This window comes from Pseudoglutamicibacter cumminsii (genome assembly GCF_016907775.1).
Classification (GTDB): domain Bacteria; phylum Actinomycetota; class Actinomycetes; order Actinomycetales; family Micrococcaceae; genus Pseudoglutamicibacter; species Pseudoglutamicibacter cumminsii.
The window spans coordinates 2042392-2058187 of sequence record NZ_JAFBCO010000001.1 but is presented as its reverse complement, the minus strand read 5'-3'; the positions used below and the strand labels follow the sequence as shown (position 1 = coordinate 2058187).

Below are 15796 nucleotides of genomic sequence, written 5' to 3'. Positions count from 1 at the left end.
AAGGATTTAGCTGACCGTGAAGGTTGTTCACATTCGGGGGCCTTGAGGATGCTGGATGTGGAAGCATAGAAACAACGACCGCGCGGTTCTCCAACGTATCCGTTGCGGTTGCACCGTTTGAACCGGTGAACATATATAAGGGCCCATCGTGGTGGGCAAGGGGAGGTCGAAATGGCAACGTTTGTTGATCGCGTGACTGTTTTCGCGCGCGGTGGAAACGGGGGCCACGGCTGTGTCTCCGTACACCGCGAGAAGTTCAAACCTCTGGGTGGCCCAGACGGTGGTAACGGTGGTCACGGCGGCGATGTGATTGTCCGGGTTGATCCTCAGATCAACACTCTGCTGTCTTTCCACCACGCTCCGCATCAGAAAGCCGAAAACGGTGAGCCAGGCAAGGGTAGCCTGCGTCACGGCAAGCACGGCGAACACCTTGTGCTGCCGGTTCCCGAAGGCACTGTTGTCAAGGACGAATCAGGTGAGATCCTTGCTGATTTGATGCGCCCTGGACAAGAGTTCATCCTGTCTAAAGGCGGCCAGGGAGGGCTCGGTAACGCTGCTCTGGCATCGACCAAGCGTAAGGCTCCAGGGTTTGCGCTACTCGGTACGCAGGCTGAGGAAACGCGCCACGTTCTGGAACTTAAGACGGTTGCTGACATCGCTTTGGTGGGTTTCCCGTCCGCGGGTAAGTCATCCCTGATTGGCGCACTTTCCGCCGCAAAGCCAAAGATCGCTGATTATCCGTTCACTACCTTGGTTCCGAACCTCGGTGTGGTTGCGGCCGGCGACGTGCGCTATACGATCGCTGACGTTCCGGGCCTCATCGAAGGTGCGGCTGAAGGGCGTGGGCTCGGCCTTGAATTCCTGCGGCACGTTGAGCGTTGCGCTGCTCTTGTGCACGTTCTCGACTGTGCGTCCCTTGAGACTGATCGAGACCCGATTTCCGATCTCGACATTATTCTGGGCGAGCTTGAACGCTATAAGGCCGACGCAGACTTTGAGGGTACCGAGTCTGCACCGGTCCCGTTGATCGACCGCCCTGCGATCATCGCATTGAACAAGGTTGATGTTCCTGATGGCCAGGACATGGCTGACATGATGCGTCCAGAGCTCGAAGCCCGCGGTTATAAGGTCTTTGATGTATCGGCTGTGAGCCGTAAAGGCTTGCGTGAGCTTTCGTTTGCGATGGCTGACCTTGTTGAGCAGGCTCGCGCGCAGGTCGTGCATGATGCCGACGTGGTTGAGGTTCCCAAGGTTGTGCGCCCTCGTGCAGTGAACGTCGAAGAGTTCACCATCAAACGTGAGGAACGATCCGGTGAGGCGCTCTATCGAATTCGCGGCGAGAAACCTGAGCGTTGGGTTGAACAAACAGACTTCCGCAACGATGAGGCGATTGGTTACCTCGCGGATCGCCTCGAGAAACTCGGAATCGAGAAGGCGTTGTTCGAAGAAGGCGCCGAGCCCGGTGACGCTGTCGTCATCGGTGGTGAAGGCGGAGTGCTCTTCGACTGGGAACCAACCATGACTACAGGTGCGGAGCTGCTCGGAAACCGAGGCGAGGATCCGCGACTTGACACGAACGAACGCAGGACGACCGCCCAGCGTCGCGCCGCGTATCAGGCACGCAAGGATCGCCGCGCAGCCACCCGCGAAATCATGGACGCCGAGCGCAAATCCGGCCTCTGGACAGACAACGAAGATTTTTCCGCGAGTGTAGAAAGGGATCACTAAGTGGCTTCAGAGCACAGCGAACTATCTAAGGTTCAACAGCGTGCAGACATCCCACACGCTAACCGGATTGTGGTGAAGATTGGATCTTCATCTTTGTCCGACATTCAGGGTGGACTCAACACGCAGGCCGTCGTTGATTTGGTTGATGCTCTGGGTGAAGTGATCCGACGCGGAAACCAGGTGGTTCTGGTTTCATCGGGTGCTATTGCCGCGGGGCTCGCACCGATGGGACTGACGTCGCGGCCCAAGGATCTAGCGACGCAGCAGGCCGCAGCCGCTGTTGGCCAAGTGGTGTTGGCGGCCCAGTATTCCAAGGAATTCGGCCGCTACGGTGAAACAGCCGCGCAGGTCTTGCTCACTGCCGATGATTTGATTCGCCGCGGGCACTACGCGAATGCGTTCCGCTCTTTGTCGCGGCTATTGTCACTGGGCATCGTGCCGATCGTTAACGAAAACGACGCGGTCGCTACGAGTGAAATCCGTTTCGGCGACAACGACCGGCTGGCAGCACTGGTTGCAAACTTGGTCAAAGCGGATGCGGTCGTTCTGCTTTCAGACGTTGACGCAGTTTATACGGCGCACCCTGAACGCGGCGGTGAACCGATCGATACGGTGACGCACCCAAGTGACCTAGCTGACGTCGAGCTGGGTTCCGCAGGAAGCGCGGGCGTGGGCACTGGCGGTATGCAGACGAAGGTTGCAGCAGCCACGATTGCTGCGCAGTCTGGCATCCCAACGCTGGTAACTTCGGCCGCAAATGCGTCGAAAGCACTTGCAGGGGAGGACGTCGGCACGTTCTTTGCTGCCCAGCGTGGGCGTCGTTCCCTCAAACGTCTGTGGCTTGAGCATCTCGCGGAGGGCCGCGGACGCCTTGTGTTGGATGACGGCGCGGTCAAAGCGATCGCAAGCGGAACTAACTCACTTTTGGCCGCCGGAATCATCGATGTCCGGGGCGAGTTCATCGAAGGCGAACCTGTCGACATCACCAACAGTAACGGTGTCGTCATCGCGCGTGGCTTCTCGTCGTTCGCATCTGATGAAATCCCAGACATGCTCGGCCTAACCAGCGACCAGCTACGCGAAGACCTGGGCGACCGTTTCGAGCGACCTGTCGTCCACGCAGACGAACTCGCGGTTTTCGGTTCTGTATTCGCGAAAGCCAATCCAGACGCAATCAATAGCTGATCATCAGACCAAACATCGGCTCAGAAATCGGGATCAGATGGAGGATCACACACGTATGGCAACCGATATTGACGCAACCACTTTGGTAGCTGAACGCGCTGACAAGGCGCGTGAAGCATCACACGTCATGGCGAACCTGCCGCGGGAAGCGAAGGATGCGGCTCTGCGTGACATCGCTTCGGCCATTGACGCTGCCCGCGCCGAGATCCTTGAAGCCAATCAGGCTGATATGAAAGCTGGCGAAGAAAACGGCACGTCAAAGGCAATGCTTGACCGCACCAAGCTCGATGACGCCCGCATCGACGGTCTCATGGCAGCTTTGGAAGAACTAGCCAATCAAGCGGACCCAGTGGGTGAGGTCACCGACGGACGCCAGCTACCCAATGGCATGCGTCTGCGTCAGGTGCGCGTTCCGCTCGGTGTGGTCGGCGTGATCTATGAGGCACGCCCGAACGTCACCGTGGATATCGCAGGCATCGCGATCCGCTCCGGTAACGCTGTTCTGTTGCGCGGCGGTAGTGCGGCGGCGCACACGAACAAGGTGCTCGTGCGCGTTATCCAGGAGGTCCTCGAGAAGAAGGGCCTGCCAGTCGCTGCGGTCCAGTCGGTCGACGACGGTGGGCGTCCCGCCGCGAACGCAATGATGGAAGCTGTGGGCAAGATTGACATCCTCATCCCACGCGGTGGACGCAATCTGATCCAGTCTGTGGTCAATAATGCGAAAGTTCCTGTGATCCAGACGGGCGAAGGCAATGTCCACATTTTCCTTGATGCGAGCGCACCTACCGAGCAGTCGACTGAGATTGTGCTCAACGCCAAGACTCAGCGTCCTTCGGTGTGCAACGCCGTGGAGACTTTGCTGATTCATGCCGACGCGCTCGAAGGGACCGGCAAGACTGTTTTGTCCGCCCTGGTTGCGGCTGGGGTTACGCTGCATGGCGACGAACGCGTAGCCGAGGCAGTGGATGCAGAGGTCGTTCCGGCACAGGAAGAGGACTTCACCGACGAATACCTTGATCTCGATATCGCTGTGAAGATTGTGGATTCGCTGGATGAAGCTCTCGCGCACATCGAGCGTTACAGCACCGGCCACACCGACGCGATCATCACCGAGTCGGTCACGAGCCAGCAGGCGTTCCTTAAGAACGTCAACTCGGCCGTTGTCGTTGTGAATGCGTCCACGCGATTCACCGATGGAGGTGAGTTCGGCCTCGGGGCTGAAGTTGGCATCTCAACCCAGAAGATGCATGCTCGCGGTCCAATGGGAGCCGTGGCGTTGACTTCTTGGAAGTGGATTCTCGAAGGCGACTACAACGTTCGGAGCTAGAAACGCTGGCACGTCACGGCCATGTTTGCGAGACACCGTGGTGGATCAATGTCTGAACTCTGCGCAGTAACGGATAGAATGGCCGTGAACACTCCCGTGTTAACAAATTCATCACGCGTGCGGAACCGCCCACGGAACCGCTAACAACCCTAACGAGTCCAAGGAGAGTCACCCGTGCTGACCCTGGCGAATAACCTCATGTTGCTGGCTGAGAACGCTGCCGAGCACTCGGAGCACAGCCTGTTGATCCCGCTGATCATCGGCGGAAGCATCATGCTGACCTTCCTCATCCTCCTGCTGATCACTGCATCGTTCTCCAACAACCACACCATCGGCAAAGAAGACATCGAGCTGATCGACCCGAACCGCCAGGTAGGTTCCCTCGGAGCAGGCCGCTAAGTCGTGCCGAAGCTGCATTCACAACGTCAACGGATTGGCGTGATGGGCGGGACATTCGACCCGATCCATCATGGCCACCTTGTTGCGGCGAGTGAAGTTGCGGCGAAGTTCAGGCTCGACGAGGTCATTTTCGTTCCCACGGGACGCCCGTGGCAGAAACTTCAGGACCCCAAGGATCACGTCACTGATTCCGAACACCGGTACCTGATGACAGTTGTTGCGACTGCCTCGAACCCACGGTTCACGGTATCCCGCGTCGATATCGACCGCCCCGGATACACGTACACCATCGATACGTTGCGAGACCTCCACGCTCAACACCCTGATGCGGATCTTTTCTTCATCACCGGAGCGGACGCGCTTGCCAAGATCATGACGTGGAAAGACATCGATGAACTGCAGTCGCTCGCCTCATTCATTGGCGTGACCCGCCCGGGGCACGTGCTCGAAGACAACGGCCTAGAACGGCTCGAACTTCTCGAGGTGCCGGCCATGGCTATTTCGTCGACTGATTGTCGCGGACGCGTAGCGCGCGGCGAGCCGGTCTGGTACTTGGTGCCCGATGGTGTTGTTCAGTACATCAACAAGCATGGGCTTTATGTCGACCAACAGACAGTATCGGCGGAGGTGAACGCGCGTGGCTGAAGACCAGATGCCAACATCAGGACGTCCGCTGACGCGGCGTGAACTCCGCGAAATGGAGCGGGCAGCAGCGGAACGCGAATCATCCGCTACAGCCGATGCGCCTATCGAAACCCTGTTCCTGACACTGGCTGACGTAGAGAACGCTGAAGCCGAAGCAGAAAACGCTCAAGCCGAAGCAGAGACATCTCAAGCTGAGCCGCAAGCCAGCGAGGCTGAAACTGGACACGATCAGCCACAGTACGTGAGCCGTCGTGAGCTGCGCCGTGCACAGCACGAACAGGATGCACAAGACCGCGGTCAGGCCAACGAGTCTGACGGCACTCAACCAGAAGAATCCCTAGAGGATCTAACGCGGCAAGCGATTGCAGCTCCGGTTGATTCGGAACTAGAGGGAACCTTCGATGAGGAGGAAGCCCTCGAAGAATATGAACTTCAACGCGTTGAAAAGCTACGCGACGCATTAGGCGACGCCGACGTCGATGCTTTCCCTAGTTTCAACGATGTCCTCGGTATCTCTACCGACGATCATCGGGACGCGCAACGCAAACTAGAGACCACGGGCGTTATAGGTCCCGTGACGCGCAACATCGAAATTGTTGTGCCTGAAACCTCCCCTCCAGATGTAGAAGAGACGCAGAAACCTCCGGCGCCTGCGTCTCCGGATACAGATGGTTATGAACCGAGCTACCGTGAACAGGACGGCGGGCCTGTGTCCGCTAGCACGGCTCACGGCCTCGAACCTATGACCTATCAGGAGGGCGGGGCACGTCAACGACTCATCGCTATGGGTGTTGTCGGTGGTTCCGCGGTCATTGCTGTGGCCGCAGCTCTATTCGCCTTGTTGTCTAGATAGTCGGCAGATCTCACAACTCATCATTTGGAGGACCGTGAACATTCCGGGCATTGTCACAGATCGTCTCAACGCTGCCGCACATGCGGCCAATCTCAAAGGCGGGGAAGAGATCTCCGCGATCTACGTGGGGGAGCGCCTCGGTTTGGCCGATGCGTTCTTGCTTATTTCGGGAGGCTCTGAGCGGCAAGTAGAAGCGATCGCCGAAGCGGTTGAAGACGAGCTGCGTGTCAATCACGAGGATCAGCCTCTGCGCAGGGAAGGGCGCGGTAGCGGCCGTTGGGTCTTGCTGGACTACGGTGACATCGTGATCCATGTTCAACATGTTGAGGATCGTGACTTCTATGGATTGGATCGGATCTGGGCTGACGCTCCGGCAATTGAATTGGCCGAGCTACAGGCTCAGGAATCCGTGTGATGATTTTCTGGTTATCTGACTCATGCGCATAGCGGTTGAAGTGGCGCGTGTAGCTGGATATGTGGGACGGGACGTCGAGTGATCGACGTCCCGTCCTTTTTCAATCTGTCAGGGGGTTAATGCATGGTGAGGCCTGACGATGATTCGATGCGCAACACGCCGGAGGGCAGATGTTTAAAAATTAATTTTCAGCGATTTTCACTGTGCACATCCTTGGGGACTGTTAACCCACACGCTGTGGACAACGAGTTTTGAACCGCGAAATCTCGGCGTTCCAGTAGTGAATATCTCCACATGTGCTGTGGATGAACGATGTTGTAATGACATCGATGTAAGACAGGATATGGTGGTTGTGTCTCTTACTGCACACAATATGTAGTGGTGGGGGGTAGTATGGAACCCATAACCGCTGGAACCGCACAGCTGCGGCTAAGCAACTGAAACATCACGTAGCCCAGCAATACACGTCGTACCCGATGCTGTGACGTTTCTCTGCAGAAACGACTCAGGAAGGAAAAGAAGGATCATGGCCGTAACCGTCTACTCGAAGCCTGCATGCGTTCAGTGCAACGCGACTTACCGTGCCCTCGACAAGAAGGGCATCGAGTACAACGTTGTCGACATGTCGCAGGACGCTGACGCGCTTGAGCGTGTACGTTCCATGGGCTTCATGCAGGCACCAGTTGTCGTGACCGAGTCTGACTCCTGGGCTGGTTTCCGCCCAGACAAGATCAGCGAGCTCGAAAACGCGCTCAAGTCTTCCGTAGCCTAATGACGCCTTCAGCGGGTCTCATATTTCCTCAGCGTGTGGCTAGTGGCTGACCACACGGGCCGGGATGGATCCGTTAGCGACTGGTGTATCTCGTCAGCCTTTGAACACGACGCCTTTGTCGGGAGAGGGAGCATGTCGTCAACAGTGGTCCCGCAGCAGGCAATGCCTGTGCCGGAAAAGGACATAGAAACAACCCGTGAGCGGCTGATTTACTATTCATCCGCTTCAGGGAATACACACCGCTTTATCACCAAGCTCAATCGCCGCGCGGCGCGCATCCCCATGCGTCGCACAGAACCGGATCTCGTAGCTGAGACCGACTATGTGTTGCTCGTGCCGACATACGGCGGCACTAAGGCTGAGCGGTCAATTCTGCCGCAGATCCTCAACTTTCTGAGGGAACCTCAGAACCGGAAATATCTGCGTGGAGTTATGGGGGCTGGGAACTCCAACTTCGGTGCGCAATACAACATCGCAGCTCGCAAGATCGCCGCGAAACTAGACGTACCTCTGCTATACACATTCGAAATCATGGGCACGGAAGAAGACGTAGCCCGCGTTAACGAAGGACTGGACGAGTTTTGGACACACCTCTCGCTGAATCCTCAGTGAAAACCAGCTTTAAGGAAATTCCTGAGCAGTACCAGGGGTTGAGCTACCACGAGCTCAACGCCATGTTGAACCTGTATGGACCTGACGGAAAGATCCAGTTCGACGCTGACCGCTACGCTGCACGTCAGTACTTCCTGGATCACGTCAACAACAACACGGTCTTCTTCCACGACCTCGACGAAAAGCTCAACTACCTCGTCGAGAAGAACTACTACGAGCCAGAGACCCTCGAACAGTACTCGCGCGAGTTCATTAAAGAGCTCTACGACTTTGCCTACTCGAAGAAGTTCCGTTTCGAAACGTTCCTTGGTGCATACAAGTTCTACACCTCATATGCGCTGAAAACGTTCGACGGTGCTCGTTACCTTGAACGCTTCGAAGACCGCGTGTGCATGGTCGCTCTCCACCTTGCACGTGGCGACGAGAAGCTCGCGAAGTCCCTGGTTGAGGAAATCATCGAGGGTCGCTTCCAGCCGGCAACCCCAACCTTCCTGAACTCTGGTAAGGCGCAGCGCGGTGAGCTCGTCTCCTGCTTCCTGCTCCGTGTTGAAGACAACATGGAGTCCATCGCACGCGGCGTGAACTCGTCGCTGCAGCTCTCCAAGCGCGGCGGTGGTGTGGCGCTCAACCTCACCAACCTGCGTGAGCACGGTGCGCCGATCAAGAAGATCGAGAACCAGTCCTCCGGTGTCATCCCAGTCATGAAGCTGCTGGAAGACTCCTTCTCCTACGCGAACCAGCTTGGTGCACGTCAGGGCGCAGGTGCGGTCTACCTGCACGCACACCACCCAGACATTTACCGCTTCCTCGACACGAAACGTGAAAATGCTGACGAGAAGATCCGCATTAAGACGCTGTCGCTCGGCGTCGTGATCCCGGACATCACGTTCCACCTCGCTAAGCGCAACGAAGACATGTACCTGTTCTCGCCTTACGATGTCGAGCGCGTCTACGGTGAGCCGTTCTCTGAAATCAACGTCTCTGAGAAGTACTACGAGATGGTTGATGACAAGCGGATCCGCAAGTACAAGATCAACGCTCGTGAGTTCTTCCAGACCCTGGCAGAGCTGCAGTTCGAATCGGGCTACCCGTACATCGTGTTCGAAGACACGGTCAACAAGGCGAACCCGATCAAGGGCAAGATCACGATGTCCAACCTGTGCTCAGAGATCCTCCAGGTCTCCGAAGCCTCGACCTACAACGCTGACCTCAGCTACGCACACGTCGGCAAGGACATTTCGTGCAACCTCGGTTCGATGAACATCGCTAAGACCATGGACTCCCCGGACTTCGGTAAGTCCGTCGAGGTTGCGATCCGTGCGCTGTCCGCTGTGTCCGAGATGAGCGATATCCAGTCGGTTCCATCGATCGCTAAGGGCAACGCCAAGACCCACGCGATCGGCCTCGGCCAGATGAACCTGCACGGTTACCTCGCCCGCGAACGCATCTTCTACGGCTCGGAAGAAGGGTTGGACTTCACCAACATGTACTTCTACACCGTGCTGTACCACGCGCTTCGCGTGTCGAACCAGCTCGCGATCGAGAAGCAGGAAGCTTTCGACGGCTTCGAGGATTCGAAGTACGCAAGCGGCGAATTCTTCGATAAGTACACTGAGAAGGCATGGGTTCCGGAGACACCCAAGGTCGCCAAGCTGTTCGAAGACGCTCAAGTGCATATTCCAACCCAGCAGGACTGGGAAGATCTCAAGGCTTCCGTTATGGAGCACGGTATCTTCAACCAGAACCTGCAGGCAGTGCCACCAACCGGTTCGATTTCCTACATCAACAACTCGACCAGCTCGATTCACCCGGTCGCATCGCAGATCGAAATCCGTAAGGAAGGCAAGATCGGCCGCGTCTACTACCCAGCTCCGTACCTTACGAACGACAACCGTGAGTACTACGAAGATGCGTACGAGATCGGCTACCAGAAGGTCATCGACACCTACGCCGCTGCTACCCAGCACGTCGACCAGGGACTTTCGCTGACGCTCTTCTTCCGTGACACCGCGACAACCCGCGACGTCAACCGTGCACAGATTTACGCATGGACCAAGGGGATCAAGACCATCTACTACATCCGCCTACGCCAGATGGCGTTGGAAGGAACCGAAGTAGAGGGCTGCGTATCCTGCATGCTCTAAACATGACAGTGCTGCTGGACACACAGCAGTGCTGACAGTGGTGGGGTATCCAGCCGAACATCGTTGGATGTCCCACCACATTCACGCCACTTACGAATTTTCCACCCATGCGATCCTCTGAAAGGGAGAGGTGACATGACCACCGACGCCGGTAACCCGCTTGTCAACGCCATTAACTGGAACCGCATCGAAGACGATAAAGACGTTGAGGTCTGGAACCGTCTGACCAACAACTTCTGGCTCCCGGAGAAGGTCCCGGTATCCAACGACGTACAGTCCTGGGCGACCCTCACCGAAGCCGAGCAGCTCATGACGATGCGTGTCTTCGTCGGCCTCACGTTGCTCGACACCCTGCAGGGCACCGTCGGGGCTGTATCCCTCATCCAGAACGCCCTGACCCCGCACGAAGAAGCGGTGTACACGAACATCGCGTTCATGGAGTCTGTGCACGCTAAGTCGTATTCGCAGATTTTCTCGACACTGGCATCGACCCGCCAGATCGATGACGCGTTCCGTTGGGCTCACGAGAACCCATACCTGCAGAAGAAGGCGCAGATCATCCAGTCGTACTACGACGGCGAGGACCCGCTCAAGCGCATGGTTGCTTCGACCCTGCTTGAGTCGTTCATGTTCTACTCGGGCTTCTACCTGCCGCTCTACTGGTCTGTACACGCCAAGCTCACGAACACTGCAGACATGATTCGCCTCATCATCCGTGACGAGGCAGTCCACGGCTACTACATCGGCTACAAGTACCAGAAGAACCTAGAAAACGAGACCCAGGAACGCCGCGACGAACTCAAGGACTGGGTCTACGAGCTGCTCTTCGAGCTCTATGAGAACGAAGTCGCTTACACCCACGAAATCTATGACGAAGTGGGCCTTGCTGAGGACGTCAAGAAGTTCCTGAACTACAATGCCAACAAGGCGCTCATGAACCTCGGTTACGAAGCAATGTTCCCACGCTCGGTGACCAATGTGAACCCGGCTATCCTCTCCGCGCTCTCACCGAACGCGGATGAAAACCACGACTTCTTCTCCGGCTCCGGTTCCTCCTACGTGATCGGTACCGCAGTCAACACCGAAGACGAAGACTGGGACTTCTAGGGTCCTGGTTTTGCGGGGGTCTACGCGCTTAGCGCGTGGGCTCCCGCTTTTTCGTGTATTGACGTGGTTTTCCCGCGTGATCCTGGAGGTGTGGCCGGGTTTTGGTGGTGTGGTGGCGTGTGGCTGGGTGTGGGGCTGTGGTGGTGTGCGGTAGCCACTAAGTCACCACAGCGCGAAGGGGCGCGGATGTCGTCGTGGTGACGGTGGCGGAGATGTCGCCACGGTGGTGACGTCGTGGTGACACCACAGGCGCGGGGTGGGTCTGGAAAATTTTTAAAGATTTTCCTGTCTCAACTTGCAATACCCCACTCAAGGGGGTATAGTTATAGGTGTAAGGCAGAGAGGGAAACAAAAACCTCAGCCAACCGATCACACCAGGAGCAAACGAAATGACCACCTACACCACCCGCAACGAGGCAATCGAGACCGAGATCCTCGCACCACTCGCAGGACACGAATCCGATTACGACATCGACGCGATCGCAGACGAAGTCATTGGCGACTACGAGAACGGCTACGCGATCCAGGTCACCGAAGACGAATTCTGGGGCATCGTCGCCAAGCACGACCTCACCGCCTAAACCCACACACAACCTGCCCCGGCCAACACCGGCCGGGGCACCCCGATCACATATAGGAGACCCGACATGCACGAGCTACTAGACGACGGCTACGAAGAAATCCTCAGACAATACCAGGCCCAGCGTGAGGAAGAGCGAGACACCCGTACCCTCTACAGCACCCCCGGCGAAATCATCGAATACGTGGTGATCCCATATCTCGGTGACTTCGTCGAAGACTACGACCTCGACGCCATCGAAGATGAGATCGTCGAATGGGTCCAGGAATTCAATGAGGACGGAATCCAGCTAGGTAACACCCAATATCGGATCAAAGAACTCACCGAAGACGAATTCAACGCCGTCCTGATGCGCCACGACACCAGCAGCCGCTAAGAAATGAGCCCGCAAATGACACGTCGAATGACAGCGGCCGAGCTAAAGGCTACCCGAGCCTACCTTGGATACCAGCTACGGGAGCTCGCAGAATACCTAGACACGCCACTAAGCGCCGCCCGCGACTGGGAGCGAGAGCGGTACCTACCGCCACCTGAGGTGACAGAGAGGGTACGTGAGCTCGTAGCCCTGACAGACAAGGCCGTCGCGTACCTGACCCGGCATTACGAGACGCACACTGCTGAGTGGCCGATCAAGGTGCCATATAATCAGGCGGCGGTCGACGCGGGTATCTACGAGGACGTGCAGGCACCCGAGGGAGCGCCGGTAGGGTGGTGGCGCATGGTGCTTGCACGCGTCGCCCACAACATCCCAGACGCCGGAGTCGACTGGACGTGATGGGGCTTTAAACACAAAAGGAGCGCCCAGCAAACCTGGGATAGGCTTGCTGGGCGCTCTCATGACTTTTTAACACTAGAGGTACGAGCCCTCCACACGTTATCCTATTCGGCCTCAGTGTTTACGTCAATATCGTCGATGGTGGGTTCGTCAGCGGCAGAAATAACGCTGCCATCCACAGAAGACACGGCCGTGTTGCCAGCGGCGACCAGGCCGGTCGCGCCCGCCACATACGCTAGGACACCAGTCACACCGGTAACCCACGTCGGGACGCCACCGTCTACGGTCGCATACCAGGTGGAGAGGGCACCAGCCGCGACAGTGAGCACACCTACGACCAGATACAGGACAGCGCGGACACGCGCGGGAATAGCTTCAGTAATATTCATCAGGGTCTCCTACTTCTTGATGTATTTGCGTTGGGTATTGAGGTAGCGGATTTCGGATTGGATCGTGAGTGGGCCGCGGGACCCGTCGACCAGGCCCCGGTAGAGGCCCTTGGCACGCAGGAAAGACTGCAGCGCACGGACACTCATAGGCCCGAATTGCCCGTCAACGATGCCGCGGTAGTATCCGAGCTTGCGGAGCCATTTCTGTAGCGCCGTACCGAGCCGCCGGTCTTTATACCCGACGGAGGCCATGAGCCGCACCCACGCGTTATGGCTGGCGGTGGTGTGGGTCTTAGTGACGGGGAGGTCAGCGGATGGCCACGGCTTACGCTTCGCCGCCTTCTTCTCGACGCGCTTCTGTACCCGTTTAGCCTTCGTCGAGGCCTTAGCGGCCCTGACAGACGCGACCCCGGAGGCGGCTACAGCTGAGCCGCGCATGATAGCGGTAGACCGGGACCGGATCGACGGCAGCTGAGACATATACCGTCCCGGGCATTGTGTCGCGACCACGTCCTGGTGGCCGATCACACCAGACTCAGGGATGCTGTAGGTGCGGCGTAGCTCCGCGACCAGCTCGACCACGGTCGACAGGTCGCCGGCGGTCATACGGGGATTGCATTCGATACCGATCGAGCGTTTATTCATCGTGTAATTACCGGCGTGCCAGGCGACATCCTTAGGGGATACGATGCACGCGACCTGCCCGGCCTCCACGACATAGTGAGCCGAGGTTCCAGCGCGGCGGTTAGTCAGCCACCCTACGACCCCGCCGAAGCTCGGGCGGGTTTTCGGGTCGCCCCACCAGTGGATCACTATCCGATCGATCTGGCCCGCGCCACGCGCACCGGGCGTCCTATTGGGGGATGAATGTTTACGGACATATTTATACGACATAGATAGTCTCCTGCCGAGTAGAAACAACACGACCCCGGACACATAGCCGGGGTCACTGGGATGGGGGATTCTTACTGATGTAGTGGATCATCGCGTCAGACACTGTCGGTGGGGGAGGATATGCACCCCTGCGCACCCACTCGATCACAGCGCTAGCCTCCAGTAGGAGACTGTCCCTGCGTGCGAGATCCAGCATTAGCGCAGAGACTTTCGCGGAGATCTCCTCACGCTCTGCCCGCTCAGCGGACAGGGCCTGCTCTGCGGCGTCGATCCGGTCACGCAGGGACGTGATCGTGTCCGTAGTGATCTCCCACGCGGCGCGGGTCGCGTCAACCTCGGTCGCGGCGTCCTGCGCGGCCTGGTCTGCGCGGGCAGTCCTGATAGTCGCCCACATGGTGAGGCCGCTACCGGCGAGCGCTGAGACGGCCGCGAATATCGCTGTGAGGATGTGGTCACTCACTCACACCACCACCCCCACCTTCGTCAGTGGCGTGCCGGGCGGCCGGGGCGGCACGGATCTGGTCCGCGCTATCAATCGTGTACCGTGACACGGCAGTCACCGCCGCGATAAAAATAACGCTGTAGCCGGTGTAGCTGATAGCGGTGATGTGCCCGCGCGGGGCGTCACCTAAGAGCCATGACAAAAAATATGGGTAGGCGACGAGCAGCGGGGTCGCGGACGCGGCACAGACTCCTAGGATGCGGACCCACCCGTATCGGGCCGCTGGCGCGATCGCGCCGGCGATGGTGATGACCCCGCCGACCGTGAGGAGGAGCGCTACCGCGATATGCGGCCGGTCGCCGCCTAGGATGCCTAGCCCGCGTAGCCGTGACTCTGTAGGGGCCGTGTACCAGGTCGCGCCGATAGCGAGGTACAAGACCGCCTGCACCCACATGATGCGGGGGATGACGCGGTCTCTGAGGGTGGTGAGGGGCTCGGCCATTAGTCGGCCCTCCACGTGAAGTCATGGAAATCGATGTAAGAGGTCGACCCGGTGGGGTAGAGCCGCCACACTTTATCGGTCCCGTCGACCGCGCATTTCACGAACCGCGGGTCACGGTCGCCTGACCCTGCCGCGACTTGCGCGGTGAGTACGGTCTGTGGGCGGTCCTGGTACGGGATCGTATAGACGCCATACCCGGTCGAGGTGGGCTCAAAATTCCGGCCGTCAGCGCGACGCAGTCGCCCGAATAGGCGCCGGTACGGGCCCTCCCGCAGGATGTAGGAATTCGTGCCCCATACGTAGTCGGTGCCGATACCGGAGAGGTTGACGCGCTCCACCGGAGGCTCCAGTGGCTCCCACCGCTCCAACATCCTGGTGTAGACGCGGCCCTCACTTTTGACGACACACGTCGTCCCGTACAAGACACTGTCATGAGCCGGCATCGACACCTTCCGGTGCACATAGATCGTCGGGGCGATACGCGGAGAGTGGCGGATAATCTCAGCATCCGTGAGGAGCTCGTTAGCGCGGCGAGTGATGCTATGCACAATCACCTGGATCGCTCCGGATGGGCGGTCGGGGCCACGGCGGATCAGCTTCAGCATGACCGGGCCGTCCGTGCTGCCGTGTGCCGAGGGATCGTACTCTAGGACGATGTCGTAGGTGACCGTCCCGCTCGATGGCGCCGGGACCTTAAACACCACGTTCTTGTGGAGCTCGTGGTAGTACCCGTTGACGATCGCCGCGGCCGGCCCGTCATTCTCCGGTTTGATCGTCACCGTATTTCGGCTGTTATTGATGTTGATGAGGTCGTACGGGTACCCGCCGCGGTCCAAAATCCCGTTACCGACACCCAAGGTGACGTTGCCCCACATGTCGCTAGTCATCTGCTGACCCTCGACCGGGTAGGAGCGCTGTAGCCCGGTGAAGTCAGCGGCGGGGGATGCTTTGATGAGTTTTTCTAGCGCTGTGACGCGCTCGTCGATGGACGCCATAATAAGGCACCTCCAGTGGGTGTAGTGGGGTG

At 58.2% G+C, this 15796-nt stretch carries 19 protein-coding genes; 14 read left to right on the top strand and 5 right to left on the bottom strand.

Annotated features, from left to right (window positions below; genetic code table 11):
- Positions 1-171 precede the first annotated feature (171 nt).
- The 14 genes from obgE to JOD50_RS10495 all read left to right on the top strand — a co-directional run bounded on the left by obgE (position 172) and on the right by JOD50_RS10495 (position 12542).
- Positions 172-1728: a GTPase ObgE gene (gene obgE, locus JOD50_RS09400; protein WP_204881330.1), complete on the top strand. Its 1557-nt coding sequence runs from the start codon at positions 172-174 to the stop codon at positions 1726-1728.
- A complete protein-coding gene (gene proB / locus JOD50_RS09395; protein WP_204881329.1) occupies positions 1729-2913 on the top strand; it encodes a glutamate 5-kinase in 1185 nt (394 codons plus the stop codon).
- A gap of 55 nt (positions 2914-2968) precedes the next feature.
- Positions 2969-4240, top strand: a complete 1272-nt coding sequence (locus tag JOD50_RS09390) for a glutamate-5-semialdehyde dehydrogenase (RefSeq protein WP_239541570.1) — start codon at positions 2969-2971, stop codon at positions 4238-4240.
- Positions 4241-4414: 174 nt separating this feature from the next.
- Positions 4415-4639 (top strand): hypothetical protein, encoded by a 225-nt coding sequence (locus tag JOD50_RS09385; protein ID WP_101629389.1) that lies wholly within the window; start codon positions 4415-4417, stop codon positions 4637-4639.
- Between the two features lie 3 nt (positions 4640-4642).
- Positions 4643-5284 carry a nicotinate-nucleotide adenylyltransferase gene (gene nadD, locus JOD50_RS09380; RefSeq protein ID WP_338052093.1) on the top strand — a complete coding sequence of 214 codons (642 nt, stop codon included), beginning with the start codon at positions 4643-4645 and terminating at the stop codon, positions 5282-5284.
- Positions 5277-6137 (top strand): hypothetical protein, encoded by an 861-nt coding sequence (locus JOD50_RS09375; protein WP_204881327.1) that lies wholly within the window; start codon positions 5277-5279, stop codon positions 6135-6137. Before nadD ends, JOD50_RS09375 begins: the two co-directional genes overlap by 8 nt.
- Before the next feature lie 34 nt (positions 6138-6171).
- Positions 6172-6552 (top strand): ribosome silencing factor, encoded by a 381-nt coding sequence (gene rsfS, locus JOD50_RS09370; protein ID WP_204881326.1) that lies wholly within the window; start codon positions 6172-6174, stop codon positions 6550-6552.
- 526 nt (positions 6553-7078) lie between these two features.
- Positions 7079-7324 (top strand): glutaredoxin-like protein NrdH, encoded by a 246-nt coding sequence (gene nrdH, locus JOD50_RS09365; RefSeq protein WP_101629385.1) that lies wholly within the window; start codon positions 7079-7081, stop codon positions 7322-7324.
- A gap of 132 nt (positions 7325-7456) precedes the next feature.
- The gene (gene nrdI / locus JOD50_RS09360; RefSeq protein ID WP_239541569.1) at positions 7457-7936 is read left to right on the top strand and encodes a class Ib ribonucleoside-diphosphate reductase assembly flavoprotein NrdI; all 480 of its coding nucleotides are present in this window, start codon (positions 7457-7459) and stop codon (positions 7934-7936) included.
- Positions 7933-10080, top strand: coding sequence for a class 1b ribonucleoside-diphosphate reductase subunit alpha (nrdE, locus tag JOD50_RS09355; RefSeq protein WP_204881325.1), 2148 nt, complete (start codon positions 7933-7935; stop codon positions 10078-10080). Before nrdI ends, nrdE begins: the two co-directional genes overlap by 4 nt.
- Before the next feature lie 135 nt (positions 10081-10215).
- Entirely contained in the window at positions 10216-11187 is a 972-nt protein-coding gene (nrdF, locus tag JOD50_RS09350) for a class 1b ribonucleoside-diphosphate reductase subunit beta (protein ID WP_204881324.1), read from the top strand.
- Positions 11188-11576: 389 nt separating this feature from the next.
- Positions 11577-11768 carry a hypothetical protein gene (locus tag JOD50_RS09345; protein WP_204881323.1) on the top strand — a complete coding sequence of 64 codons (192 nt, stop codon included), beginning with the start codon at positions 11577-11579 and terminating at the stop codon, positions 11766-11768.
- Between the two features lie 66 nt (positions 11769-11834).
- Positions 11835-12143 (top strand): hypothetical protein, encoded by a 309-nt coding sequence (locus JOD50_RS09340; RefSeq protein WP_204881322.1) that lies wholly within the window; start codon positions 11835-11837, stop codon positions 12141-12143.
- Positions 12144-12302: 159 nt separating this feature from the next.
- On the top strand, positions 12303-12542 hold the full coding sequence (locus JOD50_RS10495) for a hypothetical protein (protein WP_239541567.1): 240 nt from the start codon (positions 12303-12305) through the stop codon (positions 12540-12542).
- A gap of 104 nt (positions 12543-12646) precedes the next feature.
- Here the strand turns inward: JOD50_RS10495 and JOD50_RS09330 are convergent, their stop codons facing one another.
- From JOD50_RS09330 to JOD50_RS09310, 5 genes are read right to left on the bottom strand one after another with little or no spacing between them, the layout of a single operon-like run.
- Positions 12647-12931 carry a hypothetical protein gene (locus tag JOD50_RS09330; RefSeq protein WP_204881320.1) on the bottom strand — a complete coding sequence of 95 codons (285 nt, stop codon included), beginning with the start codon at positions 12929-12931 and terminating at the stop codon, positions 12647-12649.
- Between the two features lie 9 nt (positions 12932-12940).
- A complete protein-coding gene (locus tag JOD50_RS09325; protein WP_204881319.1) occupies positions 12941-13825 on the bottom strand; it encodes a peptidoglycan recognition protein family protein in 885 nt (294 codons plus the stop codon).
- A 52-nt stretch (positions 13826-13877) separates the two neighbouring features.
- Entirely contained in the window at positions 13878-14285 is a 408-nt protein-coding gene (locus tag JOD50_RS09320; protein WP_204881318.1) for a hypothetical protein, read from the bottom strand.
- Positions 14278-14769, bottom strand: a complete 492-nt coding sequence (locus tag JOD50_RS09315; protein ID WP_204881317.1) for a hypothetical protein — start codon at positions 14767-14769, stop codon at positions 14278-14280. The genes JOD50_RS09320 and JOD50_RS09315 overlap by 8 nt, the downstream gene beginning before the upstream one ends.
- Complete coding sequence (locus JOD50_RS09310; RefSeq protein WP_204881316.1) at positions 14769-15764, bottom strand: hypothetical protein; 996 nt, start codon at positions 15762-15764, stop codon at positions 14769-14771. The genes JOD50_RS09315 and JOD50_RS09310 overlap by 1 nt, the downstream gene beginning before the upstream one ends.
- Positions 15765-15796 lie beyond the last annotated feature (32 nt).

Coding starts and splice junctions, on each gene's coding strand:
- obgE (WP_204881330.1), top strand. CDS start 172: ATGGCAACGTTTGTTGATCGCGTGACTGTTTTCGCGCGCGGTGGAAAC.
- JOD50_RS09390 (WP_239541570.1), top strand. CDS start 2,969: ATGGCAACCGATATTGACGCAACCACTTTGGTAGCTGAACGCGCTGAC.
- nrdH (WP_101629385.1), top strand. CDS start 7,079: ATGGCCGTAACCGTCTACTCGAAGCCTGCATGCGTTCAGTGCAACGCG.
- nrdI (WP_239541569.1), top strand. CDS start 7,457: ATGTCGTCAACAGTGGTCCCGCAGCAGGCAATGCCTGTGCCGGAAAAG.
- nrdF (WP_204881324.1), top strand. CDS start 10,216: ATGACCACCGACGCCGGTAACCCGCTTGTCAACGCCATTAACTGGAAC.
- JOD50_RS09345 (WP_204881323.1), top strand. CDS start 11,577: ATGACCACCTACACCACCCGCAACGAGGCAATCGAGACCGAGATCCTC.
- JOD50_RS09340 (WP_204881322.1), top strand. CDS start 11,835: ATGCACGAGCTACTAGACGACGGCTACGAAGAAATCCTCAGACAATAC.
- JOD50_RS09330 (WP_204881320.1), bottom strand. CDS start 12,931: ATGAATATTACTGAAGCTATTCCCGCGCGTGTCCGCGCTGTCCTGTAT.
- JOD50_RS09325 (WP_204881319.1), bottom strand. CDS start 13,825: ATGTCGTATAAATATGTCCGTAAACATTCATCCCCCAATAGGACGCCC.
- JOD50_RS09315 (WP_204881317.1), bottom strand. CDS start 14,769: ATGGCCGAGCCCCTCACCACCCTCAGAGACCGCGTCATCCCCCGCATC.
- JOD50_RS09310 (WP_204881316.1), bottom strand. CDS start 15,764: ATGGCGTCCATCGACGAGCGCGTCACAGCGCTAGAAAAACTCATCAAA.